The organism is Achromobacter sp. 2789STDY5608621, from assembly GCF_001299375.1.
GTDB classification, from domain to species: Bacteria; Pseudomonadota; Gammaproteobacteria; order Burkholderiales; family Burkholderiaceae_B; genus Achromobacter; species Achromobacter insuavis.
Genome location: NZ_CYTU01000004.1, coordinates 1 through 26,207, shown reverse-complemented (window position 1 = coordinate 26,207; position 26,207 = coordinate 1). Strand labels below are relative to the sequence as shown.

Here is a 26,207-nt window from a genome sequence, read left to right as displayed (position 1 = left end):
GCTCAGTGATGTTCGAGCGTATGGGCGATGGCCGCCACTTGTCGCGCGAACGCCGGATCGGCGCGGTCGCGCGGGCGCGGCAGGTCGATGTCGTAGTGGCCCGCGATGTTGGCCGGGCGGCCGCCCAGCACCACCACCTTGTCGGCCAGGAACACCGCTTCCTCGATGTCGTGGGTGACGAACAGCACCGCCGCGCCGGAGGCCTGCCACACGCGGATCAGTTCCTGCTGCAGGTTGCGGCGGGTGATGGCGTCGACCGCGCTGAAGGGTTCGTCCATCAGCAGCAGGTCGGGCTTGACCGCCAGCGCACGGGCGATGCCGACGCGCTGCGCCTGGCCGCCGGACAGCTGGTGCGGCCAGCGGCGGCCGTAGTCGCCCAGGCCGGTCAATTGCAGCGCGGCGTCGACGCGTTGTTGCCGTTCCTGGCGATCCAGGCCCAGGCCTTCGAGGCCGTAGCCGACGTTGCCGCCGACCGTGCGCCAGGGCATCAGGCGGCTGTCCTGGAACACCACCGCGCGGCTGCGGCGGCCGGGGCGCGCGGGCGCCTGGAAGCGCACCTCGCCGCTGGCGGGGTCGGCCAGGCCGGCCGCCGCGCGCAGCAGCGTCGATTTGCCCACGCCCGAGCCGCCCACCACGGCCACGAAACTGCCCGCCTCGATCACCAGCGACAGGCCCTGGATCACGGGCGCGTCGGCACCCGGATGCTGGTACGAGAGCTTGGAAAACTCGATTACGGACGCCATTGCAGCACCTTGCGTTCGAACGTGGAGAAGGCCAGGTCGCACAGCGTGTAGACCAGCGAGATGATCAGCATGTAGACCACCACCGCGTCGTAGGCGCCGACACCGGCGGCGGCATTCATTTCCTGGCCCATGCCGGGCACGCCCAGCAGTTCGGCGGCGATCAGCGTCATCCAGGCCTGGCCGATGCCGGTGCGCACGCCCGACAGCGCGCCGGGCGCGATGGCCGGCAGCGTCACGCCCAGCGCGCGCGCCAGGTAGCCGCCGTGGCCGAAGGCGCGCGCCAGTTCGTAGTAGCGCGGATCGACGTTGCGCACCGCGCTGTAGGTGGCGAAGTAGTTGACCCAGAACACGCCGATGGCGATGACGAAGGCGGCGCCGGCATGGCTGACCTTGAACCAGGCGATGGCGAACACCACCCAGGCCAGCGGCGGGATCGGCCGCAGGATGCGCGCCAGATAGGCTTGCGCCAGGTCGAAGCGCGGCAGCGTCGCGGCCGCCAGGCCCACGCCGAAGCCCAGCGCGGTGCCCGCGGCCAGGCCCCAGAAGTAATGCACGAGGCTGGAGCCGATGGCCGGCAGCAGCCGGCCCGACTGCCATTCCTGGACCAGCGTGGCGGGCAGCGCGAAGGGGTCGGGCAGGGTGCCCGCAGGCGCCCATTGCCAGATCAGCGCGGCCTTCCAGATGGCGATGAAGAGGGCCAGTCCGCCGATGCCGTAGGCCGCGCGGCGCGCGGCGGCGAACCCCGGCGCCGCGCCCTTGCGGGCCTGCGGCGCGGGAGCGGCCAGGGCGGGGGCGGTCTGGCTCATTGCTTCCTGGCCTTGTCGTAGAAGCGGGTGTCGAACAGCTGCTTGACGTCGACCTTGGCGGCCTCGACCGTGCCCAGGCTGGCCTGGAAGGTCTGCAGCTCGGCGGTGGCGTCGACGATGGCGTGCGGATCGGCCACGAACTGGTCATGCGAATTGCGGATGGCCTTTTCGACCAGCGCGCGATCCAGGCGGCCGCCGCCGACGTACTTCTGCACGTGGGCCGCGGCGCGGGCCGGATCGTCGCGCAGTTGGGCGGTCGCGGCGAGCTGCGCGTCGACCAGCTGCTGCACGGCCTCGGGGTGCTCGGCGATCAGCTTGTCGCGCACCAGCAGCACGGCGCCGGGCTGGTTCGGGAACAGTTGCGAGCCGCGCGCCACCACGCGCGAATCGGGCGCGCGGGTCAGCACGGTGGTGACGGTGGGTTCGAGGATGGCGGCGCCGTCGATGGCGCCGGTCAGCAGCGACTGCTGGATCTGCGCTTCGCCCTGGTAGATCAGTTCCAGGCTGGCCGGATCGGCCTTGAGGCGGTTGCGCAGCCAGTATTGCAGCGCGGCCTCGGGCACCGCGCCCTTGGGGTAGCTGGCGATGACGGGCTTCCTGCCCTTGTCCTTGGCGAAGCGGGCGAACGCGGTGGCCGGATCGCCCGAGGCGAAATACGGCGCCAGCGCGCCCAACGCGACCACGTTGACCTGCTCGACGATGTTGGAGGCCACCACCTTGATGCCGGCGCCCTTGGCGCTGGCCACCAGCGCCGGGCCGATGCCGACGTAGGCCACGTCCAATTGGCCGGCCAGCAGCGCCTGCGTCAGCGCGGGGCCGCTCTGGAACTGCACCAGCTTGGGCGCCGGGGCGCCCTTGGCCTGCAAGGTGCCTTCCTCCAGCGCCACGAACAACTGCGCGTCCGGCAGGATCGGCAGGTAGCCGATTTCCAGCGCGGGCGGCGCGGCGTGGGCGGGAGCGAGGGACGTGGCGGCGGCGATGACGGCGGCGGTGAACAGCTTGCGGAACATGGAAGAGGGGTCCTGAACGACGGCGCCTTGGTGCGGCTGGCGGCTTGCCCGCGGGTCCGGGCTTCCCGGATCTGCTTAGTAATTTTAGATATGTTTATGCCTTTTTATTATTCATTTTGGTTATATGCTTAACGGCGTCGCGCCCCATGAAAAAAGACCGCCGTGGCGGTCTTTCGGGGGCAGGGGCGCGGCCGGCCTGGCGCGGCCGCCGCCGGGCATCATGGCTGCACGGCGTACTCGTTCGACCCCGCCACCACCGCCGCCAGCCCCGGCGCCTGCGTCAGTTTGTGCAGCGCGTAGGTCTGGGCCGTGGCGATCTTGGCCTGGTGGAAGGCCGGGTCCTCGTCCAGGTGGTCCAGCGACGCGAGCAGCGCGCGCGCCATCTGCCAGCCGGCCAGCACCGTGCCGGCCAGCAGCAGGTAGGGCACGGCGGCGCCGAACACCGCGTTAGGGTGCGCGGCGGCGTTGGCGACCACGAAGTCGACCGTGTTGGCCAGCGCCAGGCGGCCCTGGCGCAGCGGCGTCAGCACCAGGCGCGCCGCCGGTTCGCTGCGCGCCTGCAGCGCTTCCTCGGTCTTGCGGATCTCTTCGATCAGCGCCTGCGCCACCGCGCCGCCGTCGCGCAGCGTCTTGCGGCCGACCAGGTCGTTGGCCTGGATCGCGGTGGTGCCTTCGTAGATGGTGAGAATGCGGGCGTCGCGGTAGTACTGGGCGGCGCCGGTCTCCTCGATGAAGCCCATGCCGCCGTGCACCTGCACGCCCAGGCTGGCGACGTCGATGGAGGCCTCGGTGCACCAGCCCTTGACGATCGGCACCAGGAATTCCTGCACCGCCAGGTGGCGCGCGCGCGCCGCCGGATCGGCGCTGGCGTGCGCCAGGTCGGCATGGCCGGCGGTGTAGTAGGCCAGCGCGCGGCCGGCCTCGGTCAGCGCGCGCATGGTGCCCAGCATGCGGCGCACGTCCGGGTGCTGGATGATCGGCACGGCCTCGCGCGAGGAGCCGTCCACCGGGCGGCTCTGCACGCGTTCGGCGGCGTAGGCCAGCGCGTGCTGGTAGGCGCGGTCGGCCACCGCGATGCCCTGCACGCCGACGGCGAAGCGGGCCGCGTTCATCATGATGAACATGGCGTCCAGGCCGCGGTTTTCCTGTCCCACCAGGTAGCCGATGGCGCCGCCCGCGTCGCCGAACTGCAGCGTGGCGGTGGGGCTGGCCTTGATGCCCAGCTTGTGCTCGATCGACACGCAGGCGACGTCGTTGCGCGCGCCCAGCGAGCCGTCGTCGTTGACCAGGAACTTGGGCACCAGGAACAGCGAGATGCCCTTGACGCCCTCGGGCGCGTCCGGCAGGCGCGCCAGCACCAGGTGGACGATGTTCTCGGCCAGGTCGTGCTCGCCGTAGGTGATGAAGATCTTGGTGCCGGAGATGCGGTAGGTGCCGTCGCCGACCGGCTGCGCGCGGCTGCGCAGCAGCGCCAGGTCGGAGCCGGCCTGCGGCTCGGTCAGGTTCATGGTGCCGGTCCATTGGCCCGACAGCATCGGGCCGATGAAGCGCTCGCGCAGTTCGGGCGAGCCGGCCGTCAGCAGCGCCTCGACCGCGCCGTTGGTCAAGAGCGGACACAAGGCGAACGACAGGTTGGCGGCGTTGAGCATTTCGGAGCAGGGCGCGCCCAGCAGGCCGGGCAGGCCCTGGCCGCCGTATTCGACCGGGTGCGTCATGCCTTGCCAGCCGGCTTCGGCGTATTGGCGGAAGGCCTGCTTGAAGCCGGGCGAGGTGGTGACCGCGCCGTCGCGCCAGGCGCTGGGCTCGCGATCGGCCGGGTGGTTCAGCGGCGCCAGCACGTCGCCGGCGAAGGTGGCGGCTTCTTCCAGTACCGCCTGGGCGGTGTCGGGCGTGGCTTCGGCATATTGCGGCAGCGCCGCCACCTGCGGCAGGCCGGCAAGGTGGTTCAGCACGAACAGCATGTCTTTCACGGGGGCTTGGTACGTCATGGCGTCGGAGCTCCGGGTAGGAAGGGAATCAGGTGGCGTCGATGGCGCGGGTGGAACCCACCGCGGCGCGCAGTTCGAATTTCTGGATCTTGCCGGTCGAGGTCTTGGGCAGTTCGCCGAAGCGCACCGCGCGCGGCACCTTGAAGCCGGGCAGCAGCAGCTTGCAGTGCGCGATGATCTCTTCGGCGGTGGCGCTGTGGCCGGGCTTGAGCTCGACGAAGGCGCACGGCGTCTCGCCCCATTTCGGGTCGGGCATGGCCACCACCGCCACGGCGGCCACGGCCGGATGGCGATAGAGGGCGTCCTCGACCTCGATGCTGGAGATGTTCTCGCCGCCGGAGATGATGATGTCCTTGCTGCGGTCCTTGATGCGGATGTAGCCGTCGGGCGTCATCACGCCCAGGTCGCCGGTGTGGAACCAGCCGCCGCCGAAGGCCTCGTCGGTGGCGCGCTCGTTCTTCAGGTAGCCCTTCATGCAGATGTTGCCGCGGAACATGATCTCGCCCACGGTCTGCTCGTCGGCCGGCACTTCCTCCATGGTGTCGGGGTTGCGCACCGAGACGCCGGCCTGCAGGTGGTAACGCACGCCCTGGCGCGCGGTCAGCAGCGCGCGCTGCTCGTCTTCCAGGTCGTTCCAGGCGTCCTGGGTGGCGCACACCGCGGCCGGGCCGTAGACCTCGGTCAGGCCGTAGACGTGGGTCAGTTCGAAGCCGATTTCCTTCATCTTGGCGATCACCGCCGGGGCGGGCGCGGCGCCGGCCACCATGGTGCGCACGGTGTGGCTGATGCCGGCGCGAAGCTCGGCCGGGGCGTTGGCCAGCGCGCTCTGCACGATGGGCGCGCCGCAGTAGTGGGTCACGCCCTCGGCGCGGATCAGGTCGAACACGGTCCTGGGATCGAACTTGCGCAGGCAGACGTTGACGCCGGCGCGCGCCGCCACGGTCCAGGCGAAGCACCAGCCGTTGCAGTGGAACAGCGGCAGCGTCCACAGGTAGACCGGATGCTTGGGCATGTCCCATTCGAGGATGTTGCTGACGGCGTTGAGATACGCGCCGCGGTAGTGGTAGACCACGCCCTTGGGATCGCCGGTGGTGCCGGAGGTGTAGTTCAGCGCGATCGCGTCCCATTCGTCGGCCGGCGGGCGCCAGTCGAATGTGGCGGGGGCGGCGGCCAGGAAGGCCTCGTAGTCGGTGGCGCCGGGCAGGGTGGCCGGGGCGCCGTCCAGGTCGTGCACCGAGATCACTTTCAGGTGCGGGAATTCGGCGCGGGCGCGCTGCGCGACCTCGGCGTATTCGGTGTCGACGATCAGCGCGCGGGCCTCGCCGTGGCCCAGCATGAACAGGACGCTGGGCGTATCCAGGCGGGTGTTGAGGGTGTTGAGCACCGCGCCCAGCATCGGCACGCCGAAGTGGGCCTCGATCATGGCGGGGATGTTCGGCAGCATCACCGCCACCGTGTCGCCGCGCTGGATGCCGGCGGCGGCCAGCGCGCCGGCCAGGCGTTGCGCGCGCTCGTAGGTCTGGGCCCAGGTGCGGCGCACGGCGCCATGCACCACGGCCAGGCGGTTGCCATAGACCTGCGCGGCGCGGGCGATGAAGTCGACCGGGGTGAGGGGTTCGTAGTTGGCGTCACGGCGTGCCAGGCCATGGTCGAACAGGCTGCTCATGCTTGTCTCCTGTGGGGCGCGGGGGCGCCCGGATATGCTTTTATGCGGGAAACTTGATCTGGATCGCCGGGGTTGATCATGGATGCGAATCCCGCTGCTTGCCAGGGGGCACCAACCTTCACAGGAGCCTCGCATGAGTGCCAAAATGAGCGACTATCAAGGCGCGAAGCGCAGTTGTGGCGGGACCACGGCGAGCATTCGCAACGTAGAGAGGCGCTCATTTTGGCGCTCACCCTACGGGCAGGCAGGTAATCGGCCGCCAGGCGTCGTTGCGCTCACCTTGCGTGGCAAAGCCACGCGGCGGCGACCACGCCTAGCCTGGCGGCCGATTACCTGCCTGTGCGAGGCTCCTGTGAAGGTTGGTGCCCCCTAGCTTATCGGCCGCCGGAAAATGGTGTCTGTCGCCTGCATGACAGACCTTTTTTCGGGCGTCCAACCCGCAGTTTTACACGGTTCTTTCCATGTCCGATGTTTCAAACATTGTTTCCCAGACCGAGCTGGCCGAACTGCTGCGCGGCTGCGCCTGGTTCGCCGCGCTGGACGCGCCGCACCAGGACCTGGTGCTGGCCACGGCGCGCGCCGAACACGTGGCCAGCGGCGCCTGGATCGCGCGCCGCAATGCGCCGTCGGATTACTGGCTGGGGGTGCACAGCGGCCTGCTGAAACTGGCGATCTACAACGAATCGGGGCGCAGCTGCACGTTCTCGGGGGTGCCGCCGGGCGGCTGGTTCGGCGAGGGCAGCGTCATCAAGCGCGAGCTGCGCAAGTACGACGTGGTGGCGATCCAGCCGTCGCTGGTGCTGCTGGTGCCGGCCGCCACCTTTCATGCGCTGCTGGCGGCCAGCCTGCCGTTCTCGCATTTCGTCATCGGCCAGCTGAACGACCGCATGGGCGAGTTCATCGCCTCGATCCAGAACCATCGCCTGCTGGACGCCGATGCGCGCGTGGCGCAGTCGCTGGCGCAGCTGTTCAACCCGCAGCTGTATCCGTCCACCGACCTGACGCTGGCGATTTCACAGGAAGAGCTGGGCTACCTGACCGGCCTGTCGCGCCAGCGCGTCAACCAGGCGCTGCAGACGCTGGCGGACCAGGGCATGCTGGCGCTGTCGTACAACCAGATCAAGGTGCTGACGCTGGACCGGCTGCGCCAGTACGGGCTGGATCAGCTCTGACTGCGGGCGGGGTTCAGGCGGGGCCGGGACGCCAGGTCAGGCGTGAGCCAGAGCGCGGTCCAGCGCGGCGCGCGCCAGGATGCGGGTGGAATCGAGCGTCGGCAAGGCGCAGTTGGCGTCGTTCAGCACCAGCGGCAGTTCGGTGCAACCCAGCACCACCGCGTCGCAGCCGGCCTCGCGCAGCCGCGCCACCACGCCTTGCAGCAGGGCGACCGATTCGGGCTTGAAGACGCCGTAGACCAGTTCGTCCATGATGACGCGCGCCAGCAGGTCGCGGTCGGCCGGATCGGGGCGCACGAAGTCCTGGCCACGGGCCCGCAGCTTGTCGGGGTAGACCGCGCTGTCGACCAGCCAGCGCGTGCCGAGCAGGCCGATGCGGCGCAGGCCGCGGGCGGCGGCCACCGCCGCGACTTCCTCGGCGATGTGCAGCCACGGCAGGGGCGAATGGGGCAGCACGTGGTCCAGGGCTTGGTGGATGGTGTTGTCGGGGCAGATCAGGAAATCCGCGCCGGCGCGCGCCAGCCGGTCGGCGGAGGTCAGCATCAGCGCGCCGACGCCGGCCAGGTCGTTGCGCTCCAGGCACGCCACGTAGTCCGCCAGCGACAGGCTGTGCAGCGAGACCTCGGGGTGCGCATGCGGCCCCAGGCGTTGCGCGCCCTCGGCGCAGATCGTGCGGTAGCAGAGCGCGGCGCCCTCGGCCGAGCAGGCGACGATGCCGATGTGCAGGGGCGGATGGGCGGGCATGCGGACTCCGTGGCGGTCAGGTCAAGCTGCGGGTTTGGACAAGGCCCGCACATGGCGGGCGATCTGGCGGAACTGCTCGGCCATGGCGTCCTGCTGCGCCTGCGGCAGCCGCGACAGGAACAGTTCGTCGATGGCCGGGCCGTAGACCTTCCACATCTTGCGGCGCAGCGCCAGGCCTTCCGGCGTGATGCGGGCGTAGGTGGCGCGGCGGTCCTCGTCGGAACGGAAGCGCTCGACCAGTCCGGCGGCCTCGATGCGGTCCATCAGGCGCGTCAGGTTGTAGCGCGCGATGACCATGCGCTCGGCCATCTCGAACATGCGCGCGGCGCCCTCTGGCGCGCGTTCCAGCGCCCACAGCGCGTCGTACCACGCCAGCGGCGGCAGGTCGGCGGCGGACAGTCGTTTTTCGATCTCTTCCACCACCAGCGCATGCGCGGTCAGGAAAAGGCTCCACGCGTCGGGCTTGCCCGTGGCCATGCGGTCGCTTCCTTTGTCTTGGGTTGTCGCAGCCCGGATTGTAGAGGCCCGGACCGCCAAGGGCGGGGTGAAAAACACCGCGCGCAGGTGCTTTATACCTTGCCGCGGCCGGGTAGAAACCACCGGGCGGGTTTCAACCCACTGATTTCGCGCGGGTTTTTCCTGGCACGGATTTCGCGATGCAGGACATACCTCACAACGCAACACAGGAGGGTGTCCCCATCATGGGCCCGTATAAAAAGTTATGGTTCACGCTGATCGCCGTGCTGGCGGTCACGTTCGCATTGCTCGGCTTCTACGGCGGCGAAGTCTACCGCCAGGCGCCGCCGATTCCGCTGGAGGTCGCCAGCGCCGACGGCACGCGCCTGTTCGGCCGCGACGACATCCTCGACGGCCAGACCGCCTGGCAGTCGATCGGCGGCATGCAGCTGGGCTCGATCTGGGGCCACGGCGCCTATCAGGCGCCCGACTGGACCGCCGACTGGCTGCACCGCGAGCTGATGGCCTGGCTCGACCTGGCGGCGCGCGACGCCCATGGCCGCGATTATGGCCAGCTGGACGCGCCCGCGCAGGCTGCGCTGCGCGAGCAGCTCAAGGCCGAGTACCGCGCCAACCGCGCCGACGCGGCCGGCGGCAAGCTGGTGCTGAGCCCGCGCCGGGCGCAGGCGGTGGCGCAGACCGGGGCCTACTATGACCAGCTGTTCTCGGACGCGCCGGCCCTGCACGCCAGCCGCGAGCACTACGCCATGAAGGAGAACACGCTGCCCGACGCCAGGCGCCGCCAGCAGCTGACGCATTTCTTCTTCTGGACCGCCTGGGCCGCCGCCACCGAGCGCGCGGGCACCGTGGTCACCTACACCAACAACTGGCCGCACGAACCGCTGATCGGCAACCACCCGAGCAGCGAGAACGTGATGTGGTCGATCATCAGCGTGGTGGTGCTGCTGGCCGGCATCGGCCTGCTGGTGTGGGCCTGGGCCTTCCTGCGCGGCAAGGAGGAACCCGAGCCGGAGGCGCCGGCGCAGGACCCGCTGACCACCTTCGCCCTGACGCCGTCGCAGCGCGCGCTGGGCAAGTATCTGTTCCTGGTGGTGGCGCTGTTCGGCTTCCAGGTGCTGCTGGGCGGCTTCACCGCGCACTATACGGTCGAGGGGCAGAAGTTCTACGGCATCGACCTGTCGCAGTGGTTTCCGTATTCGCTGGTGCGCACCTGGCACTTGCAGAGCGCATTGTTCTGGATCGCCACCGGCTTCCTGGCCGCGGGCCTGTTCCTGGCGCCGCTGATCAACGGCGGGCGCGACCCGAAATACCAGAAGGCGGGCGTCGACATCCTGTTCTGGGCGCTGGTGCTGGTGGTGGTCGGCTCGTTCGCCGGCAACTACCTGGCGATCGCGCAGATCATGCCGCCGGACCTGAACTTCTGGCTCGGCCACCAGGGCTATGAATACGTCGACCTGGGCCGCCTGTGGCAGATCGGCAAGTTCGCCGGCATCTGCTTCTGGCTGGTGCTGATGCTGCGCGGCATCGTGCCGGCGCTGCGCACGCCCGGCGGCGACAAGAACCTGCTGGCGCTGCTGACCGCGTCGGTCGGCGCCATCGGCCTGTTCTACGGCGCCGGCTTCTTCTACGGCGAGCGCACCCACCTGACCGTGATGGAGTACTGGCGCTGGTGGATCGTGCACCTGTGGGTCGAAGGCTTCTTCGAGGTCTTCGCCACCACCGCGCTGGCCTTCATCTTCTCGACCCTGGGCCTGGTGTCGCGCCGCATGGCGACGACCGCCAGCCTGGCCTCGGCCTCGCTGTTCATGCTGGGCGGCATTCCGGGCACCTTCCACCACCTGTACTTCGCCGGCACCACCACGCCGGTGATGGCGGTGGGCGCCAGCTTCTCGGCGCTGGAAGTGGTGCCGCTGATCGTGCTGGGCCACGAGGCCTGGGAGAACTGGCGCCTGAAGACGCGCGCGCCGTGGATGGAAAACCTGAAGTGGCCGTTGATGTGTTTCGTGGCGGTGGCCTTCTGGAACATGCTGGGCGCGGGCGTGTTCGGTTTCATGATCAACCCGCCGGTGTCGCTGTACTACATCCAGGGCCTGAACACCACGCCGGTGCACGCGCATGCCGCGCTGTTCGGGGTCTACGGTTTCCTGGCGCTGGGCTTCACGCTGCTGGTGCTGCGCTACATCCGGCCGCAATACGCGCTCAGCCCGGGCCTGATGAAGCTGGCGTTCTGGGGGCTGAACCTGGGCCTGGCGCTGATGATCTTCACCAGCCTGCTGCCGATCGGCCTGATCCAGTTCCATGCCAGCGTCAGCGAAGGCATGTGGTACGCGCGCAGCGAGGCCTTCATGCAGCAGGACATCCTCAAGACGCTGCGCTGGGGCCGCACCTTCGGCGACGTGGTGTTCCTGCTGGGGGCGCTGGCGATGGTGGTGCAGGTCATCCTGGGCCTGTTGAGCGGCAAGCCGGCCGCGGCCGAACCGGTGCTGCGGGCCGAACCCGCGCGCCGCTAGCCGCGCGCGCCACACGCGGCACTCGCGCGCGGCCCCAGGGCGGCGCGCGGGATGCGTCGTCGCGGGGCGGCACGCCGGCCAGGTTGTTTGCGCCCGGTCCATCCCGCTCATTGCGCCAGCGCAAAGAGGGCGGGGCCGGGCGGGGCTTCAATGACAGCGGACCCCGGGCCATCGTGGCCCCGGGGCGCAACCGGAGCGCCGTCATGCGTCGCCTGCTGGCCGCCGCCTTTCTCGTCCTGCCGTTGTCCGCCTGCGGGCCCGCCGAGCGGGCCCATTCCGTTGCCCCCGAAGTATCGCGGCTGCCGCCCGGCCAGGTGGCCTACCTGCCGCCGGGCGAAACGCTGCGCAACGGTTACCCGGTCTCGCCGGCGCCGCTGACCGCGGACGTGGCGCGCGGCCTGCTCATCATGAAGCGCCAGGTCAGCCAGGCCGAATACGCGGCCTGTGTCCGCGCCGGCGGCTGCAAGCCGCTGGACCCGGCCTTCCGTGAGTTGCGCGCGCCGGACCTGCCGGCGGTGGGCCTGAGCTGGACCGACGCGTCGGCCTACGCGGCCTGGCTGTCGGCCCGCACCGGGCAGCGCTGGCGGCTGCCCACCTATGCCGAATGGGTCTACGCGGCGGGCGACGCCTACCGCGAGGAAACGCCGTTGCCGTCATCGGACGCGGATCCGGCGCAACGCTGGCTGGCCGAATACGAGGCGCAGGCGCGGCGCGGCCAGGAGGCCACCGAGGTGCGTGAATTCGGCGCCTATGGCGCCAATGCCTCGGGGCTGGTGGACGTGGCGGGCAGCGTGTGGGAATGGACCGATGACTGCTACACGCGGCGCATCCTGGCGCTCACGCAAGACGGCGGGGCAGCCGGCGCCGATGACGGCGCCGATCGCAACTGCGGCATCCGCGTGGCGGCGGGGAGGCACATCGCCTATCTGCCGGATTTCATCCGCGACCCCAAGGGCGGCGCCTGCTCGGTCGGCGTGCCGCCGGCCAACCTGGGGCTGCGGCTGGTGCGGGAGGAGGGGCCGGCCTGACGCGGCAGGGTCCTAGGGTTCGCCGGCGGTGGTCGCCGCCTGCCCGGGCGCGCCGTCGATACAGGACGCGCAGCCCGCACAGGTCGGCGCCGCCGCATGCGCGCCGACCCGCGCCAGCGCGGCGGGCGAGCGCAGCACGATGCGCTTGCGGCCGCTGTCGACGATGCCGCGCTGCTTCCAGCCGCTGAGCAGGCGGCTGACGGTGTGCAGCGTGGTGCCGGTCATCTCGGCGATGTCCTGGCGCGTGATCGGGAAGGCGATGCCGATGCCGTCGGCGGTGGGTTGCCCGGCGCTGTCCACCAGCCGCAGGATGGCGCGCGCCACGCGTTGCTCGACTTCGTCGTTGGACAGTTCCTGGATGCGCAGGTGCGCGTCCTGCAACCGCTGGCCCATGGTCTGCAGCGCCAGCGACGCCAGTTGCGGATGATGGCTGGTGAAGCGCTCCCAGAGCGCATCGGGCCAGGCCAGGCAGACGCTCTCCTGCACCGCCAGCACGGTGGCGGGGTAGCGCGGCTGGCGCATGGCGCAGGCCAGGCCGAACAGGTCGCCGGGATTGACGTAGCGCACCACCACCTGGCCGCCCTCGGGCGTGACCTGCGCCACTTTCAGGCAGCCGCTGAGCAGCACGAAGAAGTGCGCGGCGCTGGCGCCCTGGTGGTAGACCACGGCGCCGGCTTCCAGCCGGCAGGGCTGCGCGCCGCGCAGCGCGGATTCCAGCTGCGCGTCGGACAGGGGCTTGAACAGGTTCAGATTGCGCAGCAGGGCATGACAAAGGGGCGACGACATGGCGGACTCCGGACGGGGAGGAGGATTCCGCTTTCATGGTGGCATCGGCGTCCGGCCCTGGCAATGCGCGCGCCGCGCCAGGCTGGCGCCGAGTTTGCGCTACAGCAAAGAACGGGGAGGGCGCGCGTCTTTCAATAGGGCTGCCGACCTACACGGCAGTTGAAAACCCGATAAGGAGCTGGACATGAACGCATTACGGCCCACTTTGCTGGCGGCGGCGCTGGCTTTCTCGATGGCCGCGGGGACCGCCTGGGCGCAGGACGCCGACAAGCTGCCCCACACCCAGGTCACGCTGGTCGCCCCGCCCCAGGTGCATCCGCACGAGCAGGCGACCAAGTCGGGCCCCAAGGTCGTCGAATTCACCATGACCATCGAGGAAAAGAAGATGGTGATCGACGACAAGGGCACGACGCTGCAGGCCATGACGTTCAATGGCTCCATGCCCGGCCCCACGCTGGTGGTGCACGAAGGCGACTATGTCCAGCTGACGCTGGTCAACCCGGCCACCAACGCCATGCCGCACAACGTCGACTTCCACGCGGCCACCGGCGCGCTGGGCGGCGCCAAGCTGACCAACGTCAACCCGGGCGAGCAGGCCACGCTGCGCTTCAAGGCCGACCGCAGCGGCACCTTCGTCTACCACTGTGCGCCTGAAGGCATGGTGCCGTGGCACGTGGTGTCGGGCATGAGCGGCACGCTGATGGTGCTGCCGCGCGACGGCCTGAAGGATCCGCAGGGCAAGCCGCTGCGCTATGACCGCGCCTACACCATCGGCGAGTTCGACCTGTACATCCCCAAGGGTCCGGACGGCAAGTACAAGGACTATGCCACGCTGGCCGAGAGCTATGGCGACACGGTGCAGGTGATGCGCACGCTGACGCCGTCGCACATCGTCTTCAACGGCAAGGTCGGCGCGCTGACCGGCGCCAACGCGCTCACCGCCAAGGTCGGCGAGACCGTGCTGCTGATCCACTCGCAGGCCAACCGCGACACGCGTCCGCACCTGATCGGCGGCCATGGCGACTGGGTCTGGGAGACCGGCAAGTTCGCCAACCCGCCGCAACGCAACTTGGAGACCTGGTTCATTCGTGGCGGCTCGGCCGGCGCCGCGCTCTACACCTTCAAGCAGCCCGGCGTGTATGCCTACCTGAACCACAACCTGATCGAGGCGTTCGAACTGGGCGCGGCGGGCCACATCAAGGTCGAGGGCAAGTGGAACGACGACCTGATGAAGCAGATCAAGGCGCCCGCGCCGATCCCGCGCTGACCGGGGGCCGCCATGTCCTCCGTATCCAGAACCTTGCTGGCGGCCGGCCTGGCCCTGGGCGGCATGGCCAGCGCCGTGGCCGACTCGCCGGCGCAGCTCGATCCGGCCGGCGAGAAACTGTACCGCTCGGCCTGTGTGGTGTGCCACGCCAGCGGCGTGGCCAATGCGCCCAAGCTGGGTGACAAGCAGGCCTGGGCGCCGTTCCTGGCGCAGGGCGCCGACGCGCTGCTGGCCACGGTGCTCAAGGGCAAGGGCGCCATGCCGCCGCGCGGCGGCACCGCCGCCGACGAGGCCACGCTGCGCGCCGCCGTGGCGTACATGATGGCCGCCGCGCGCTAGCGCGGCGCGATGGGGCCACGGTCCGCCAGTCGGGTCGTGGCCCCGCGTCTTTTGCGGCCAGCGGCCGTTTCCTGGCGATCCTTCTGAATAGTTGCACTTGCAATTGTTCAAAAACCTCCATACGATTGCAATTGCACATTATGCAAATGCAATTCACGATGTGAAATGATGGCGCCGGCCTTGCGTGTCCAGGCGCCGCTTGCGCACCACAAGGAGGATGCCCATGGAACCCGAGATCGACTGCGTCGACATCGACCCCGAAGAAACCAGCGAGTGGCTGGACGCGATGCAGGCGGTGCTGGCGCACGAAGGCCTGCCGCGCACGCATTACCTGCTGGACCGCCTGATCGACCAGGACCGCGTCCGCAGCGGCGGCTATGCCGCGGCCGGCGTCACGCCCTACGTCAACACGATCGGCCTGCCGGCGCAGGCGCCGTTCCCCGGCGACACCCGCATTGAGGCGCGACTGGACGCCTACCTGCGCTGGAACGCCATGGCCATGGTGCTGCGCGCCGGCAAGCATTCCGGCGTGGGCGGGCACATCGCCACGTATGCCTCGGCCACCACCCTGTACGAAACCGGCTACCGCCATTTCTTCCGCGCCGCCACGCCGGACTACCTGGGCGACATGCTCTACATCCAGGGCCATTCGGCGCCCGGCATCTACGCCCGCGCCTATCTGGAAGGGCGCCTGTCCGAGGCCGAGCTGGACCGCTTCCGCCGCGAGATCGGCGGCGGCGGGCTGGCGTCGTATCCGCACCCGCGCACCATGCCCGGCTTCTGGCAGTTCCCGACCGTGTCGATGGGCCTGGGCCCGCTGATGGCGGCCTACCAGGCGCGTTACATGCGCTACCTGGAAGACCGCGGCCTGATCGCGGCGCAGGACCGGCGCGTCTGGGGCTTCCTGGGCGACGGCGAACAGGACCAGCCCGAGACGCTGGCGGCAGTCGCCATGGCCGGCCGCGAAAAGCTCGACAACCTGATCTTCGTGGTCAACTGCAACCTGCAGCGCCTGGACGGCCCGGTGCGCGGCAACGCCAAGATCATCCAGGAGCTGGAAAGCGTCTATCGCGGCGCCGGCTGGAACGTCATCAAGGTGATCTGGGGCGGCGGCTGGGATGCGCTGCTGGCGCAGGACCACGACGGCCGCCTGCGGCGCCGCATGATGCAATGCGTGGATGGCGAGTACCAGGTCTTCAAGGCGCGCGGCGGCGCCTATGTGCGCGAGCATTTCTTCGGCGCCGATCCGGTGCTGCTGGAGCGCGTGGCGCACCTGAGCGATGACGAGATCGGCGCGCTCAACCGCGGCGGCCACGACCCGGTCAAGATGCACGCCGCCTACGCCGCGGCGCTGGCGCATCGCGGCCAGCCCACGGTGATCCTGGCCAAGACGGTCAAGGGCTACGGCATGGGCGCGGCCGGCGAGGCCGCCAACACCAACCACCAGCAGAAGAAGATGGCCGACCCGGCGGTGCGCGCCTACCGCGACCGCTTCGACCTGCCGGTGCCGGACGAGCGCCTGGAGGAGATCCCGTACATCAAGCCCGAGCCCGGCACGCCGGAACAGGCCTACCTGGAAGCCGCCACCCGGCGCGCCGGCGGCCACCTGCCGCTGCGTCCGGCCGGCCCCGGGCCGCAGGCCACGCCCGCGCTGGAGGCGTTCGCCGCGCACCTGAAGGGCAGCGACGGCCGCGAATTCTCGACCACCATGGCGTTCGTGCGTATCCTGGCGCAGTTGCTCAAGGACCCGCACATCGGCGCGCGCGTGGTGCCCATCGTGCCGGATGAATCGCGCACCTTCGGCATGGACGGCATGTTCCGCCAGGTCGGCATCTATTCGCACGTGGGCCAGCTGTACACGCCGCAGGATGCCGACCAGCTCAGCGTCTACCGCGAGGACCGGCGCGGCCAGATCCTGCAGGAAGGCATCAACGAGTCGGGCGCCATGGCCTCGTGGATCGCCGCCGCCACCGCCTACAGCACCCACGGCGTGGCGACGATTCCGTTCTACATCTTCTATTCGATGTTCGGGTTCCAGCGCGTTGGCGACCTGGCCTGGGCGGCCGGCGACATCCGCGCGCGCGGCTTCCTGCTGGGGGCGACCTCGGGCCGAACCACGCTGGAGGGCGAGGGCCTGCAGCACGACGACGGCCACAGCCACGTGCTGGCCTCGGTCATCCCGTCGTGCATCGCCTATGACCCGGCCTATGCCTACGAGATCGCGGTGATCGTGCAGGACGGCATGCGCCGCATGTACCAGGAGGAAGAAGACGTCTTCTACTACCTGACGCTGATCAACGAGAAAACCGCGCATCCGCCGATGCCGGAAGGCGCCGAGGCCGGCATCCTCAAGGGCATGTACCGCCTGCGCGAGGGCGGTCCGGGCGAGGCGCGCGCGCAACTGCTGGGCAGCGGCGCCATCCTGGGCGAGACCCTGGCCGCCGCCGACCTGCTGCGGCAGGACTTCGGCGTGGCGGCCGACGTCTGGAGCGTCACCAGCTATTCAGAGCTGCGCCGCGACGGCCAGGAGACCGAGCGCTGGAACCGCCTGCATCCGCTGGACGCGGCGCGCCGGGGCTTCGTCGAGACCCGCCTGGCCGACACCCGGGGGCCGGTGATCGGGGCCACCGACTACATGAAGACCGTGGCCGAGCAGATCCGTCCTTTCGTCGGGCGCCGTTATGTCACGCTGGGGACCGACGGCTTCGGCCGCTCGGACACGCGCCAGGCGCTGCGGGCGTTCTTCGAGGTGGACCGGCACCACATCGTGCTGGCCACGCTCAAGGCGCTGGCGGACGAGGGCGTGTTGCCGGCGGAGCGGGCGGCCGAGGCGATCCGGCGCTACGGCCTGGATCCGGAAGCCGTGTCGGCGGCCTTGCCGTAAGGCGGGGCGCGGCGGCGTTGCCGCGTCGCGGCCTGGAGGCGGGAGGGGGCGCCGCAAGCGCCGCCGCCCGCGCCCCGTCGACGTTCAGGCGCGGCGCGCCAGCAACGCCCAGATGCCGGCGGCGGACAGCAGCGCGCCGCCGCCCAGGTTGAAGCCGCGCTGCGCGCGCGGCGACGCCAGCAGGCGGCGCGCCGAGCCGGCGAACAGCGCGTAGGCGGTGGCATTGAGGCCGGCGCAGGCCACGAAGGTGGCCGACAGCGTCCACAGCTGGCGCGTGACGTCGCCCGCCGGGTCGATGAACTGCGGCAGGAAGGCCACGAAGAAGATGATGCCCTTGGGGTTCAGCGCCGTCACCAGGTAGGTGTTGGCGAACAGCTTCCAGCGCGAGCCGGCCGAGCCGGCCCGCGGCAGCGTGGCGGGCGCGACGCCCGCGCGCAGCAGCTTGACGCCCAGGTACAGCAGGTACAGGCCGCCCACGGTCTTGACCACGGTGAACCAGAGGGCCGACGCCGACAGCAGCGCGCCCAGGCCCAGCAGCGACAGCGCCAGGGCGGTGGAATCGCCCAGCGCCACGGCCAGCACCAGCGGCAGGCGGGCGCGCTTGCCATGGGTGAGGGAATAGCTGATGACGGTGAGGATGGTGGGGCCGGGCAGCATCAGCAGCAGGGCGGATGCGCCGACGAAGGCCAGCCAGGTTTCAAGCGACATGGGGACGGCTCCATGGAGAATGGGGCGGCGATCGCGTCCCAGGCGGTTACTGTAGCCCAAGGCGCTGCAACCGCCCATTGCCCGTGGGGTCAAGCCGGCGGCCGCCGGCGCACTGGTGCAAAATAACGCTTCTCCCGACAGTGAACGCGTCCCCGCAGCGGGACGGCGAAGGAAACACCATGGCATTCGATTTCGACCTGTTTGTGATCGGCGCGGGCTCCGGCGGCGTGCGCGCGGCCCGCTTCGCGGCCGGTTTCGGCGCCCGCGTGGCGGTGGCCGAAAGCCGCTACCTGGGCGGCACCTGCGTCAACGTGGGCTGCGTGCCCAAGAAGCTGCTGGTCTACGGCGCCCACTACAGCGAAGACTTCGAGCAGGCCCACGGCTTCGGCTGGAGCGTGGATGAACCCCGTTTCGACTGGCCCACGCTGATCGCCAACAAGAACCGCGAGATCGAGCGTCTTAACGGCATTTACCGCAACTTGCTGGTCAATAGCGGCGTGACGCTGCTGGAAGCCCACGCCCGCATCAAGGATCCGCACACCGTCGAGGTCGACGGCAAGTCCTACACCGCCGCCCATATCCTGGTGGCCACCGGCGGCTGGCCGCAGGTGCCGGACATCCCCGGCAAGGAACACGCCATCACCTCGAACGAGGCCTTCTTCCTGAAGGCGCTGCCGCGCCGCGTGCTGGTGGTGGGCGGCGGCTACATCGCGGTCGAATTCGCCTCCATCTTCAACGGCATGGGCGCCCAGACCACCCAGGTCTACCGCGGCCCGCTGTTCCTGCGCGGCTTCGACCAGGCGGTGCGCGAGCACCTGCGCGATGAGCTGGTCAAGAAGGGCATCGACCTGAAGTTCGACGCCGACGTGGCGCGCATCGACAAGCGCGCCGACGGCACCCTGGCCGCCACCCTCAAGGACGGCAGCGTGATCGAGACCGATTGCGTGTTCTACGCCACCGGCCGCCGCCCGATGCTGGACAACCTGGGCCTGGAGAACACCGGCGTCAAGCTCGACGAGAAGGGCTTCATCGCGGTGGACGACGAATACCGCACCAGCGAGCCGTCGATCCTGGCGCTGGGCGACGTCATCGGCCGCGTGCCGCTGACGCCGGTGGCGCTGGCCGAGGGCATGGCGGTGGCGCGCCGCCTGTTCCGCCCCGAGGAATACCGCAAGGTCGACTACAAGCTGATCCCGACCGCCGTGTTCAGCCTGCCCAACATCGGCACCGTCGGCATGACGACCGAAGAGGCGCGCGCCGCCGGCCACAAGATCAAGCTGTTCGAAAGCCGCTTCCGGCCCATGAAGCTGACGCTGACCGGGTCGCAGGAAAAGACCCTGATGAAGCTGATCGTCGACGCCGACACCGACAAGGTGCTGGGCGTGCACATGGTCGGCCCGGAAGCCGGCGAGATCGTGCAGGGCATCGCCATCGCGCTCAAGGCCGGCGCCACCAAGCGCGTGTTCGACGACACCATCGGCATCCACCCGACCGCGGCCGAAGAATTCGTGACGCTGCGCACGCCGGTCGCCGACTGAGGCGGTCGCCGGCCCCGCGCGGGGCCGGCCTGACGCGCCGCCCGGCCGGTGCGCGCGCCGGCTACAGGCGCTCGATCATGGCGCGCGCCGCCGCCGGCGCGCGCTCCTTGGCGCCATTGATGAAGAACGCGAACACGTCGCGCGCATGCGCCGCGCCGGCCGGCTTGCGCGGGTCGACCCGCGGCAGATCGGCCGGATCGCCGCCGCGCGCCCAGGTGCGCAGGCGGTCGGCCCACGCGTCCAGCACCTTGGGCGCATAGCCGGCCTTGAAGGCGGTGCTGGCGCGCATCAGCCGGGCATAGACGAAGTCGGCGGTGCGGTCGGCGAGCGACGGATAGTCCTCGCTGTCGGTGTAGACCGTGGCCACGTGGTGGCGCCGCGCCAGGTCCAGGTAGGCCTGGCAGGCGAAGCTGGCGTGGCGCACGTCCATCACGTGGCGCAGCGGCAGGCCGTCGACCTGGTCCGGCAGCAGCGCCAGGAAGGCGCCGAAATCGTCGGCGTCGAACACCTTGGTGGGCGCGAACTGCCACACGATCGGTCCCAGCTTGGGGCCGAGCTCGGCGATGCCGCCATGCACGAAGCGGTGCACCGATTCGCCGGCGCCGGCCAGCTCGCGGCGGTTGGTGGCGTAGCGCGATGCCTTGAGCGAGAACACGAAGCCGTCGGGCGTTTCGTCGCGCCACTTGGCGAAAGTGGCCGGCTTCTGGCTGCTGTAATAGGTGCCGTTGATCTCGATGGCGCTGAGCTGGCGGCTGGCGTATTCGAGTTCGCGCGCATGCGGCAGGCCTTCCGGGTAGAAGGGGCCGCGCCAGGGCGCGTAGGTCCAGCCGCCGACGCCGACGCGGATGGCGCCGTCGCGCGGGGCGGGCGGGGACGATGAGCGTGGCGGCATGGGCGGGTCCTCCCTGGGGCGTATCGACATTCAACGGCGCCGCGCGCGGGCCTGGCGGGCGCGCCGATCCGATCACTGTATCCCGGTCCGGCGGCCGCTCCCATCCGGTCACATTTAAAAGCGGCGCGGCTGTTGTATCCGGGCCGCGATGCCGGCCGTCGCCGCCGTTGCAGCGCGGCCTGCGGCGGGCGCGCAACACGCATGCCGCGGCCGTGAAAAATCCCGCTGTTCCGATACAGATTTCAGATAACGTGATGCTTCATCCCTTCACCATCGACCGGCCCGCGCCGGCGCATCATGCCTGACATTGCCAATCTCCTGACGTTCGCCCTGGTCGCCCTGGGCATGGTGCTCACGCCCGGGCCCAACATGATCTACCTGGTGTCGCGCTCGATCTCGCAGGGGCCCAAGGCCGGCCTGATTTCGCTGTCCGGAGTGGCGGTGGGTTTCATCTTCTACGTGCTGTGCGCGGCCTTCGGCCTGACCGTGCTGCTGATGTCGGTGCCCTATGCCTATGACGCGCTGCGCTTCGGCGGCGCGCTCTACCTGCTGTACCTGGCCTGGCAGGCGGTGCGTCCCGGCGGCCGCTCGCCGTTCCAGGTGCGCGAGCTGCCGGCCAGCAGCCCGCGCACGCTGTTCACGATGGGCCTGGTGACCAACCTGCTCAATCCCAAGATCGCCGTGCTGTACGTGTCGCTGCTGCCGCAGTTCATCCAGCCCGACCACGGCAGCGTGTTCACCCAGTCGATCGCGCTGGGCCTGACGCAGGTCGCCATCAGCCTGTCGGTCAACGCGGTCATCGCCATCATGGCCGGCTCGATCGCCGGTTTCCTGGCCGGCCGCCCGCTGTGGATCGTGATCCAGCGCTGGCTGATGGGCACGGTGCTGGCCGGCCTGGCCGTGCGCATGGCGCTGGACTCGCGCCGCTGAGCGCCTGCCGCTGAAGACGCGTTGCCGGACGCAGGCCGCCCCGGCCCGTGACGGCCCGCGCGCCGCGCGTCAGCGCCGCAGCGTGACGGCCAGCCTGCCCAATTGCCGGACCAGCGCCGGAAACCGGTCGGCGCTGGTGTTGCCGTAGCCGATCACCAGGCCGTTGTCTTGCGGCTGCGGCGTGATGGCGAAGCTCGACAACGCGTTCGGATTCATGCCCAGCTGGCGCGCCTGCTCGACGATGGCGCGGTCCGGGATGTCCGGCGGCAGCCGCACCGTCAGGTGCAGGCCGCTGTGGCCGCCCAGCACTTCATGGTCGACGCCCAGGTGCTGCGCCAGCGCCTCGCGCAGCGCCGCCTGGCGGTCGCGGTACAGCCGCCGCATGCGGCCCAGGTGGCGCGAGAACTGGCCGTTGTCGATGAAGGCGGCCATGGTCAGCTGCTCCAGCCGGTGCCCGCCGCGCAGCATTTCCGAGATCGACGGCATGGCCGGTTCCGCGATCGCCTGCGGCAGCACCAGGAAGCCCAGCCGCAGGGCGGGAAACATGGTCTTGCTGAAGGTGCCCACGTACAGCACCGGCGCGTCCGGCAGCAGGCCCTGCATCGCGGCGATCGGCTCGCCCTGGTGGCGGAATTCGCTGTCGTAGTCGTCCTCGATGATCCAGGCGCCGGCGCGGCGCGCCCGCTCCAGCAGGTCGAGGCGGCGCGCCAGCGACAGCACGGCGCCGGTGGGGTATTGATGCGTCGGCGTGGTCTGGATCAGGCGCGGCGGCCGGGTGCGCCAGTCCTCGTCGCGGATGGCGACGCCGTCGGCGTCGACCCGCATCGCCACCACGTTCAGGTCGCCCGCGTGGAAGGCCGACTTGGCCCCGCGGTAGCCGGGCTCCTCGAGCCAGGCGGTGTCGCCGGGGTTGGTCAGCAACTGCACGCACAGCGCCAGCGCGCCCTGCGCGCCTTCGGTGATGACGATGCGCGAGGCGTCGCAGCGCACCCCGCGCGACACCCGCAGGTATTGGGCAATGGCTTCACGCAGCGCCGGCTCGCCCACCGGCGGACCGTAGCCCAGGGTGGCGGCGGGGGCGGCCTGCAGCGCCCGGTCCTGGGCGCGGCGCCAGGCGTTGATGGGAAACTGGGTCAGGGCCGGCGTGCCCGGCGTGAGCGGCAGCGAGCCGTCATTGGGCGCGCGCGTCGAGACGATGCGCGACAGCCGCGTGGCGGTGCGAAAGGCCGGCGCCTCCGGCGGGGGCGGCGGTTCGGCGGCTTGCCTGGCGGCCTGCTTGGCGGCGCTGGCGGCGGTGGCCGACAGCGGCGCCACCCGGGTGCCCTGGCGGTCGGCGATGACGTAGCCTTCGGCGGTCAGTTGCTCGTAGGCGATCAGCACCGTATTGCGCGAGATGTCGAGCTCGTCGGCCAGCACGCGCGAGGCCGGCAGCTTGCCGCCGGCGGGCAGCTGGCCCGCCAGGATGGCCTGCTTGAGCCGCTGGATCAGCTGGCGCTGGCGCGGCAGGGCGCCTGGCCCGCGTGCCAGGGGGCTGGAGAGCAGGGCGGCTTGGTCGGTCATGGCTCTATTAAATCAAGAGGTCGTGGTGCTTTTTATCATGCCACGGTTTGGCTATCGTGGGAGCATGCCAGGGCCCGCCGCGACGGAAAAGCCCTGGCGGGCGTCCGCCACTGGCGGCGGCGTTCCCCAACCTGGATGAGGCCTCGCAGCATGCAACCCCGCGTCAACGAATACCAACAACCCGTCGGTCCCGCCCTGCCCGACTGGACGCCGCGTTCGCGTCCGCCCATGGCGATCGCGCAGGGCCGCTACTGCCGCCTCGAACCGCTGTCGGCCGAACGCCATGCCGCGGACCTGTTCCATGCCTTCAACCAGGCGCCCGACGGCAGCGACTGGACCTACATGTCCGCCGGCCCGTTCGCCGACGAGGCCGCTTACCGCAAGTTCGCCGAACAGGCCCAGGCGCAGCCGGGCAGCGACCCGTTCCATCATGCCGTCATCGACCTGGCCAGCGGCCGCGCCATCGGTTCGTTGTCGCTGATGCGCATCGAACCCGCGCACGGCGTGATCGAGGTCGGCCATGTGGCGTTTTCGCGCCTGCTCAAGCGCACCCGCATCGCCACCGAGGCGCAGTTCCTGCTGATGCGCCGCGCCTTCGACGAACTGGGTTACCGCCGTTATGAATGGAAGTGCGACAGCCTGAACGCGCCGTCGCGCGCGGCCGCCACCCGTCTCGGCTTCCAGTTCGAGGGCATCTTCCGCCAGGCCATCGTGTATCGCGGCCGCAGCCGCGACACCGCCTGGTTCTCGATCATCGACAGCGAATGGCCGGCCCTGCGCGCCGCCTACGAGCGCTGGCTCAGTCCCGACAACTTCGACGCCGAAGGCAACCAGCGCCACGGCCTGGCGGACCTGATCGCCCAGGAAAAGGCCGCGTGCGCCTGATTCCCGTTGCGCTGGCGCTGTTCTGGGGCCTGAACTGGCCGGCGGTCAAGATCGTGCTGTCGATCTGCCCGCCGTTCACCCTGCGCCTGCTGGGGCTGGGCAGCGGCGCCTTGCTGCTGCTGGCGCTGGCGCGCGCCAAGGGGCTGTCGCTGCTGCCGCCGCGGGCGTCGTGGCCGGGCATCGTCATCGGCGGCATCCTGGCCGTGGCGGTGTTCAACCTGGCGGTGGCCTGGGCCCAGCTCAGCACCAGCACCTCGCGCGCCGCGGTGCTGACTTTCACCATGCCGATGATGTCGGCGCTGCTGGCCTGGGCCGTGCTGGGCGAGCGGCTGGACCGCCGCCGCGGCCTGGCGCTGCTGCTGGGAGGACTGGGCGTGGCGGTGCTGGCCTGGCCGGTGCTGCGCGCCATCTTTGCCGATCACGACCTGGCCGCCGCGCGCGGCCTGGTGTTTCCGCTCACCGCCGCCTTCGGGTGGGCCGCCGGCACGGTCTACCTGAAGCGCTGGCCGGTGATGGGGCACCGCATCGTGGTGACCGCCTGGCAGCTGGCGGTGGGCGCGGCCTGCGCGCTGGCCGGCGTGCTGCTGGCGGGCGAGGCGTTTCCGGCGCAGGGCTGGAGCCCGCGGGTGGCGGCGGCGCTGACGTTCCACATCGTGCTGGGCACGGCGGTGGCGTACTGGCTGTGGTTCGTGCTGAGCGAGCGGGTCAGCGCCACGGTGGCGGCGTTGACCACGCTGATGGTGCCGGTGGTGGGCGTGCTGGGCGCGATGGCGCTGGTGGGCGATCGCCCCGCGGCGGCCGACTGGTGGGGCTTCGCGCTGGTGCTGGCGGGCGCGGCGCTGATCGTGTTGAACCTGGGCGGCGCGCGCCGGGCCTGAAGGCCGGCGCGTGGGTCTGGTGCCTGGGTCTGGCGCCTGGCGCCGGTCAGGCCCGCCGGCCGCGCCGCAGCTTCTCGCGCAGCAGGCCGGCGCCGCTCACCAGCGAGATGCCGGCCAGCACCATCAGCGCGCCGGCCACGAACGCGCCGTCCAGCGGTTCGTCCAGGATCAGCACGCCGAACGACACGCCGAACAGCGGCGTCATGAACGACAGGATCGACAGGCGCGAGGCCAGGTAGCGCCGCAGCAGCCAGAACCAGGCCAGATAGCTCGACAGCGCCACCACCACCGACTGGAACGCCACGCTCAACATGGCCGACGGGGTGTAGCGGATGCCGGCGTTGCCGGTGGCCGCGGCATAGACCAGCAGCACCAGCGCGGCGATCGCCATCTGATAGAACAGCGTCTTGGACGGCGCCGCTTCCGACAGCGCGGTGCGGCGGATCGCAACCGTGGTGGCGCCCCACAGCAGCCCGCCCAGCAGGCCGAGCGTGTCGCCCAGCAGCATGTTGCTGGCGGCCGCGGCCGCCGGCTGCTGGCCGTTGCCCAGGAAGGCCACGGCGATGCCGCCGAACGCCACGGCCACGCCCAGCCATTGCAGCGGCGCCATGCGTTCTTCCGGCACGCGCCAGTGCAGGCCCAGCGCGGTGAAGATCGGCGCGGTGTACAGGAACACCGACATGTGCGAGGCGGTGGTGTACACCAGCCCCTGCGCGATCGCCAGGAACTCGAAGCCGAACAGCAGGCCCACCAGCACGCCGGCGCCCAGCGTGCCGTCGCGCCATGCGCGCGCGCCTTCGCCGCGCCACACCACCACGCCCAGCACCAGCGCGGCAAAGGCCGAGCGCAGGCCCACCTGCATGATGGGCGAGATGTCGGCGGCCACCAGCTTGATGGCGATCTGCTGGAAGCCCCAGCACACGCACAGCAGCAGCATCACGCCGGTGGCCAGCGTGTCCAGGGGGCGGCGGGTGGGGGCCAGGCCCGCGACGGCGCTCACGGCAATTCGGCCGGGTAGCTGTCCAGCGCCAGTCCGATCTGCTGGCGCAGATCCCATTCGGCCAGGCTGGCCTGCACCGGGCCGAAGAAGGCGCCGTCGCGCGTGACGAACATGGCCGGCAGGTGGAAGACCTCGTAGCGTTCCACCAGGCCGCCGTTCTCTCCGGCGTCGACCCAGCACACCCGTTCCACCGGCAGGTCCAGCTTCGGCAGCTGTTCGCGCGCGATGCGGCAGGTGCCGCAGGTGCGGCTGTGGAACACCAGCAGCGTCAGGCCGGGGGTGTCCAGCAGGTAGCGGTCGGCGGTGCTGTCGTTCAGTTCGATCTGGTCCATGGCGGCGTCGGGGTGAGGCGGGGTGGGGTTAGCGGGACAATCTGCGATCCAGTTCCAGCACGGT

Annotated in this window: 23 protein-coding genes; 10 read left to right on the top strand and 13 right to left on the bottom strand. The window is 70.4% G+C overall.

What is annotated here, in order from left to right; all coding sequences use genetic code 11:
* Positions 1–2: 2 nt before the first annotated feature.
* From AOZ53_RS05935 to AOZ53_RS05915, 5 genes are all read right to left on the bottom strand, one after another.
* A complete protein-coding gene (locus tag AOZ53_RS05935; RefSeq protein WP_054474729.1) occupies positions 3–743 on the bottom strand; it encodes an ABC transporter ATP-binding protein in 741 nt (246 codons plus the stop codon).
* Complete coding sequence (locus AOZ53_RS05930) at positions 731–1,549, bottom strand: ABC transporter permease (protein WP_231690573.1); 819 nt, start codon at positions 1,547–1,549, stop codon at positions 731–733. Before AOZ53_RS05930 ends, AOZ53_RS05935 begins: the two co-directional genes overlap by 13 nt.
* Positions 1,546–2,559, bottom strand: coding sequence for an ABC transporter substrate-binding protein (locus AOZ53_RS05925; protein ID WP_054487245.1), 1,014 nt, complete (start codon positions 2,557–2,559; stop codon positions 1,546–1,548). Before AOZ53_RS05925 ends, AOZ53_RS05930 begins: the two co-directional genes overlap by 4 nt.
* 218 nt (positions 2,560–2,777) lie before the next feature.
* The gene (locus AOZ53_RS05920; protein ID WP_054474727.1) at positions 2,778–4,547 is read right to left on the bottom strand and encodes an acyl-CoA dehydrogenase; all 1,770 of its coding nucleotides are present in this window, start codon (positions 4,545–4,547) and stop codon (positions 2,778–2,780) included.
* Positions 4,548–4,575: 28 nt separating this feature from the next.
* Positions 4,576–6,213, bottom strand: a complete 1,638-nt coding sequence (locus AOZ53_RS05915) for an acyl-CoA synthetase (protein ID WP_054432286.1) — start codon at positions 6,211–6,213, stop codon at positions 4,576–4,578.
* A gap of 461 nt (positions 6,214–6,674) precedes the next feature.
* Here AOZ53_RS05915 and AOZ53_RS05910 point away from each other — a divergent pair, with 461 nt between their 5' ends.
* Positions 6,675–7,385, top strand: a complete 711-nt coding sequence (locus AOZ53_RS05910) for a Crp/Fnr family transcriptional regulator (RefSeq protein WP_054432285.1) — start codon at positions 6,675–6,677, stop codon at positions 7,383–7,385.
* A 36-nt stretch (positions 7,386–7,421) separates the two neighbouring features.
* Here AOZ53_RS05910 and AOZ53_RS05905 read toward each other — a convergent pair whose 3' ends face one another.
* Together AOZ53_RS05905 and AOZ53_RS05900 are read right to left on the bottom strand one after the other, a co-directional pair.
* The gene (locus AOZ53_RS05905; RefSeq protein WP_054487243.1) at positions 7,422–8,129 is read right to left on the bottom strand and encodes an aspartate/glutamate racemase family protein; all 708 of its coding nucleotides are present in this window, start codon (positions 8,127–8,129) and stop codon (positions 7,422–7,424) included.
* Positions 8,130–8,150: 21 nt separating this feature from the next.
* The gene (locus AOZ53_RS05900) at positions 8,151–8,606 is read right to left on the bottom strand and encodes a MarR family winged helix-turn-helix transcriptional regulator (RefSeq protein WP_054432283.1); all 456 of its coding nucleotides are present in this window, start codon (positions 8,604–8,606) and stop codon (positions 8,151–8,153) included.
* 224 nt (positions 8,607–8,830) lie between these two features.
* Here AOZ53_RS05900 and AOZ53_RS05895 point away from each other — a divergent pair, with 224 nt between their 5' ends.
* Positions 8,831–11,116, top strand: a complete 2,286-nt coding sequence (locus AOZ53_RS05895; RefSeq protein WP_054487242.1) for a nitric-oxide reductase large subunit — start codon at positions 8,831–8,833, stop codon at positions 11,114–11,116.
* Between the two features lie 203 nt (positions 11,117–11,319).
* The gene (locus tag AOZ53_RS05890; protein WP_054487240.1) at positions 11,320–12,144 is read left to right on the top strand and encodes a formylglycine-generating enzyme family protein; all 825 of its coding nucleotides are present in this window, start codon (positions 11,320–11,322) and stop codon (positions 12,142–12,144) included.
* 12 nt (positions 12,145–12,156) lie between these two features.
* On the opposite strand, the gene AOZ53_RS05885 is transcribed toward AOZ53_RS05890, so the two are convergent.
* Entirely contained in the window at positions 12,157–12,930 is a 774-nt protein-coding gene (locus AOZ53_RS05885) for a Crp/Fnr family transcriptional regulator (protein WP_054432280.1), read from the bottom strand.
* Positions 12,931–13,114: 184 nt separating this feature from the next.
* On the opposite strand from AOZ53_RS05885, the gene nirK reads away from it, so the two are divergent.
* From nirK to aceE, 3 genes are all read left to right on the top strand, one after another.
* Positions 13,115–14,197, top strand: a complete 1,083-nt coding sequence (nirK, locus tag AOZ53_RS05880) for a copper-containing nitrite reductase (RefSeq protein ID WP_054460924.1) — start codon at positions 13,115–13,117, stop codon at positions 14,195–14,197.
* Between the two features lie 12 nt (positions 14,198–14,209).
* The gene (locus AOZ53_RS05875; RefSeq protein ID WP_054432279.1) at positions 14,210–14,536 is read left to right on the top strand and encodes a c-type cytochrome; all 327 of its coding nucleotides are present in this window, start codon (positions 14,210–14,212) and stop codon (positions 14,534–14,536) included.
* Between the two features lie 223 nt (positions 14,537–14,759).
* On the top strand, positions 14,760–17,420 hold the full coding sequence (gene aceE, locus AOZ53_RS05870; RefSeq protein ID WP_054487238.1) for a pyruvate dehydrogenase (acetyl-transferring), homodimeric type: 2,661 nt from the start codon (positions 14,760–14,762) through the stop codon (positions 17,418–17,420).
* Positions 17,421–17,504: 84 nt separating this feature from the next.
* Here the strand turns inward: aceE and AOZ53_RS05865 are convergent, their stop codons facing one another.
* Positions 17,505–18,128 (bottom strand): LysE family translocator, encoded by a 624-nt coding sequence (locus tag AOZ53_RS05865; RefSeq protein WP_054487237.1) that lies wholly within the window; start codon positions 18,126–18,128, stop codon positions 17,505–17,507.
* Positions 18,129–18,307: 179 nt separating this feature from the next.
* Between AOZ53_RS05865 and gorA the strand changes: the two genes are divergently transcribed.
* A complete protein-coding gene (gene gorA, locus AOZ53_RS05860) occupies positions 18,308–19,666 on the top strand; it encodes a glutathione-disulfide reductase (RefSeq protein WP_054432276.1) in 1,359 nt (452 codons plus the stop codon).
* 61 nt (positions 19,667–19,727) lie between these two features.
* Here gorA and AOZ53_RS05855 read toward each other — a convergent pair whose 3' ends face one another.
* Positions 19,728–20,558 (bottom strand): DUF72 domain-containing protein, encoded by an 831-nt coding sequence (locus AOZ53_RS05855; protein ID WP_054432275.1) that lies wholly within the window; start codon positions 20,556–20,558, stop codon positions 19,728–19,730.
* 297 nt (positions 20,559–20,855) lie between these two features.
* On the opposite strand from AOZ53_RS05855, the gene AOZ53_RS05850 reads away from it, so the two are divergent.
* On the top strand, positions 20,856–21,488 hold the full coding sequence (locus AOZ53_RS05850) for a LysE family translocator (protein ID WP_054432274.1): 633 nt from the start codon (positions 20,856–20,858) through the stop codon (positions 21,486–21,488).
* A 69-nt stretch (positions 21,489–21,557) separates the two neighbouring features.
* Here AOZ53_RS05850 and AOZ53_RS05845 read toward each other — a convergent pair whose 3' ends face one another.
* Positions 21,558–23,048, bottom strand: coding sequence for a MocR-like pyridoxine biosynthesis transcription factor PdxR (locus tag AOZ53_RS05845; protein ID WP_054432273.1), 1,491 nt, complete (start codon positions 23,046–23,048; stop codon positions 21,558–21,560).
* A 150-nt stretch (positions 23,049–23,198) separates the two neighbouring features.
* On the opposite strand from AOZ53_RS05845, the gene AOZ53_RS05840 reads away from it, so the two are divergent.
* Complete coding sequence (locus tag AOZ53_RS05840; RefSeq protein WP_054432272.1) at positions 23,199–23,933, top strand: GNAT family N-acetyltransferase; 735 nt, start codon at positions 23,199–23,201, stop codon at positions 23,931–23,933.
* Positions 23,924–24,811: a DMT family transporter gene (locus AOZ53_RS05835; protein WP_054432271.1), complete on the top strand. Its 888-nt coding sequence runs from the start codon at positions 23,924–23,926 to the stop codon at positions 24,809–24,811. The genes AOZ53_RS05840 and AOZ53_RS05835 overlap by 10 nt, the downstream gene beginning before the upstream one ends.
* 46 nt (positions 24,812–24,857) lie before the next feature.
* Here AOZ53_RS05835 and AOZ53_RS05830 read toward each other — a convergent pair whose 3' ends face one another.
* Positions 24,858–25,748, bottom strand: a complete 891-nt coding sequence (locus tag AOZ53_RS05830) for a DMT family transporter (protein ID WP_054487385.1) — start codon at positions 25,746–25,748, stop codon at positions 24,858–24,860.
* Positions 25,749–25,807: 59 nt separating this feature from the next.
* Positions 25,808–26,143, bottom strand: a complete 336-nt coding sequence (locus AOZ53_RS05825; RefSeq protein WP_006394163.1) for a thioredoxin family protein — start codon at positions 26,141–26,143, stop codon at positions 25,808–25,810.
* Positions 26,144–26,207 lie beyond the last annotated feature (64 nt).

What these genes read in the sequence shown, in the direction of transcription:
- AOZ53_RS05935 (WP_054474729.1), bottom strand. Translation starts at nt 743, where the DNA reads ATGGCGTCCGTAATCGAGTTTTCCAAGCTCTCGTACCAGCATCCGGGT.
- AOZ53_RS05930 (WP_231690573.1), bottom strand. Translation starts at nt 1,549, where the DNA reads ATGAGCCAGACCGCCCCCGCCCTGGCCGCTCCCGCGCCGCAGGCCCGC.
- AOZ53_RS05925 (WP_054487245.1), bottom strand. Translation starts at nt 2,559, where the DNA reads ATGTTCCGCAAGCTGTTCACCGCCGCCGTCATCGCCGCCGCCACGTCC.
- AOZ53_RS05920 (WP_054474727.1), bottom strand. Translation starts at nt 4,547, where the DNA reads ATGACGTACCAAGCCCCCGTGAAAGACATGCTGTTCGTGCTGAACCAC.
- AOZ53_RS05915 (WP_054432286.1), bottom strand. Translation starts at nt 6,213, where the DNA reads ATGAGCAGCCTGTTCGACCATGGCCTGGCACGCCGTGACGCCAACTAC.
- AOZ53_RS05910 (WP_054432285.1), top strand. Translation starts at nt 6,675, where the DNA reads ATGTCCGATGTTTCAAACATTGTTTCCCAGACCGAGCTGGCCGAACTG.
- AOZ53_RS05905 (WP_054487243.1), bottom strand. Translation starts at nt 8,129, where the DNA reads ATGCCCGCCCATCCGCCCCTGCACATCGGCATCGTCGCCTGCTCGGCC.
- AOZ53_RS05900 (WP_054432283.1), bottom strand. Translation starts at nt 8,606, where the DNA reads ATGGCCACGGGCAAGCCCGACGCGTGGAGCCTTTTCCTGACCGCGCAT.
- AOZ53_RS05895 (WP_054487242.1), top strand. Translation starts at nt 8,831, where the DNA reads ATGGGCCCGTATAAAAAGTTATGGTTCACGCTGATCGCCGTGCTGGCG.
- AOZ53_RS05890 (WP_054487240.1), top strand. Translation starts at nt 11,320, where the DNA reads ATGCGTCGCCTGCTGGCCGCCGCCTTTCTCGTCCTGCCGTTGTCCGCC.
- AOZ53_RS05885 (WP_054432280.1), bottom strand. Translation starts at nt 12,930, where the DNA reads ATGTCGTCGCCCCTTTGTCATGCCCTGCTGCGCAATCTGAACCTGTTC.
- nirK (WP_054460924.1), top strand. Translation starts at nt 13,115, where the DNA reads ATGAACGCATTACGGCCCACTTTGCTGGCGGCGGCGCTGGCTTTCTCG.
- AOZ53_RS05875 (WP_054432279.1), top strand. Translation starts at nt 14,210, where the DNA reads ATGTCCTCCGTATCCAGAACCTTGCTGGCGGCCGGCCTGGCCCTGGGC.
- aceE (WP_054487238.1), top strand. Translation starts at nt 14,760, where the DNA reads ATGGAACCCGAGATCGACTGCGTCGACATCGACCCCGAAGAAACCAGC.
- AOZ53_RS05865 (WP_054487237.1), bottom strand. Translation starts at nt 18,128, where the DNA reads ATGTCGCTTGAAACCTGGCTGGCCTTCGTCGGCGCATCCGCCCTGCTG.
- gorA (WP_054432276.1), top strand. Translation starts at nt 18,308, where the DNA reads ATGGCATTCGATTTCGACCTGTTTGTGATCGGCGCGGGCTCCGGCGGC.
- AOZ53_RS05855 (WP_054432275.1), bottom strand. Translation starts at nt 20,558, where the DNA reads ATGCCGCCACGCTCATCGTCCCCGCCCGCCCCGCGCGACGGCGCCATC.
- AOZ53_RS05850 (WP_054432274.1), top strand. Translation starts at nt 20,856, where the DNA reads ATGCCTGACATTGCCAATCTCCTGACGTTCGCCCTGGTCGCCCTGGGC.
- AOZ53_RS05845 (WP_054432273.1), bottom strand. Translation starts at nt 23,048, where the DNA reads ATGACCGACCAAGCCGCCCTGCTCTCCAGCCCCCTGGCACGCGGGCCA.
- AOZ53_RS05840 (WP_054432272.1), top strand. Translation starts at nt 23,199, where the DNA reads ATGCAACCCCGCGTCAACGAATACCAACAACCCGTCGGTCCCGCCCTG.
- AOZ53_RS05830 (WP_054487385.1), bottom strand. Translation starts at nt 25,748, where the DNA reads ATGCTGCTGCTGTGCGTGTGCTGGGGCTTCCAGCAGATCGCCATCAAG.
- AOZ53_RS05825 (WP_006394163.1), bottom strand. Translation starts at nt 26,143, where the DNA reads ATGGACCAGATCGAACTGAACGACAGCACCGCCGACCGCTACCTGCTG.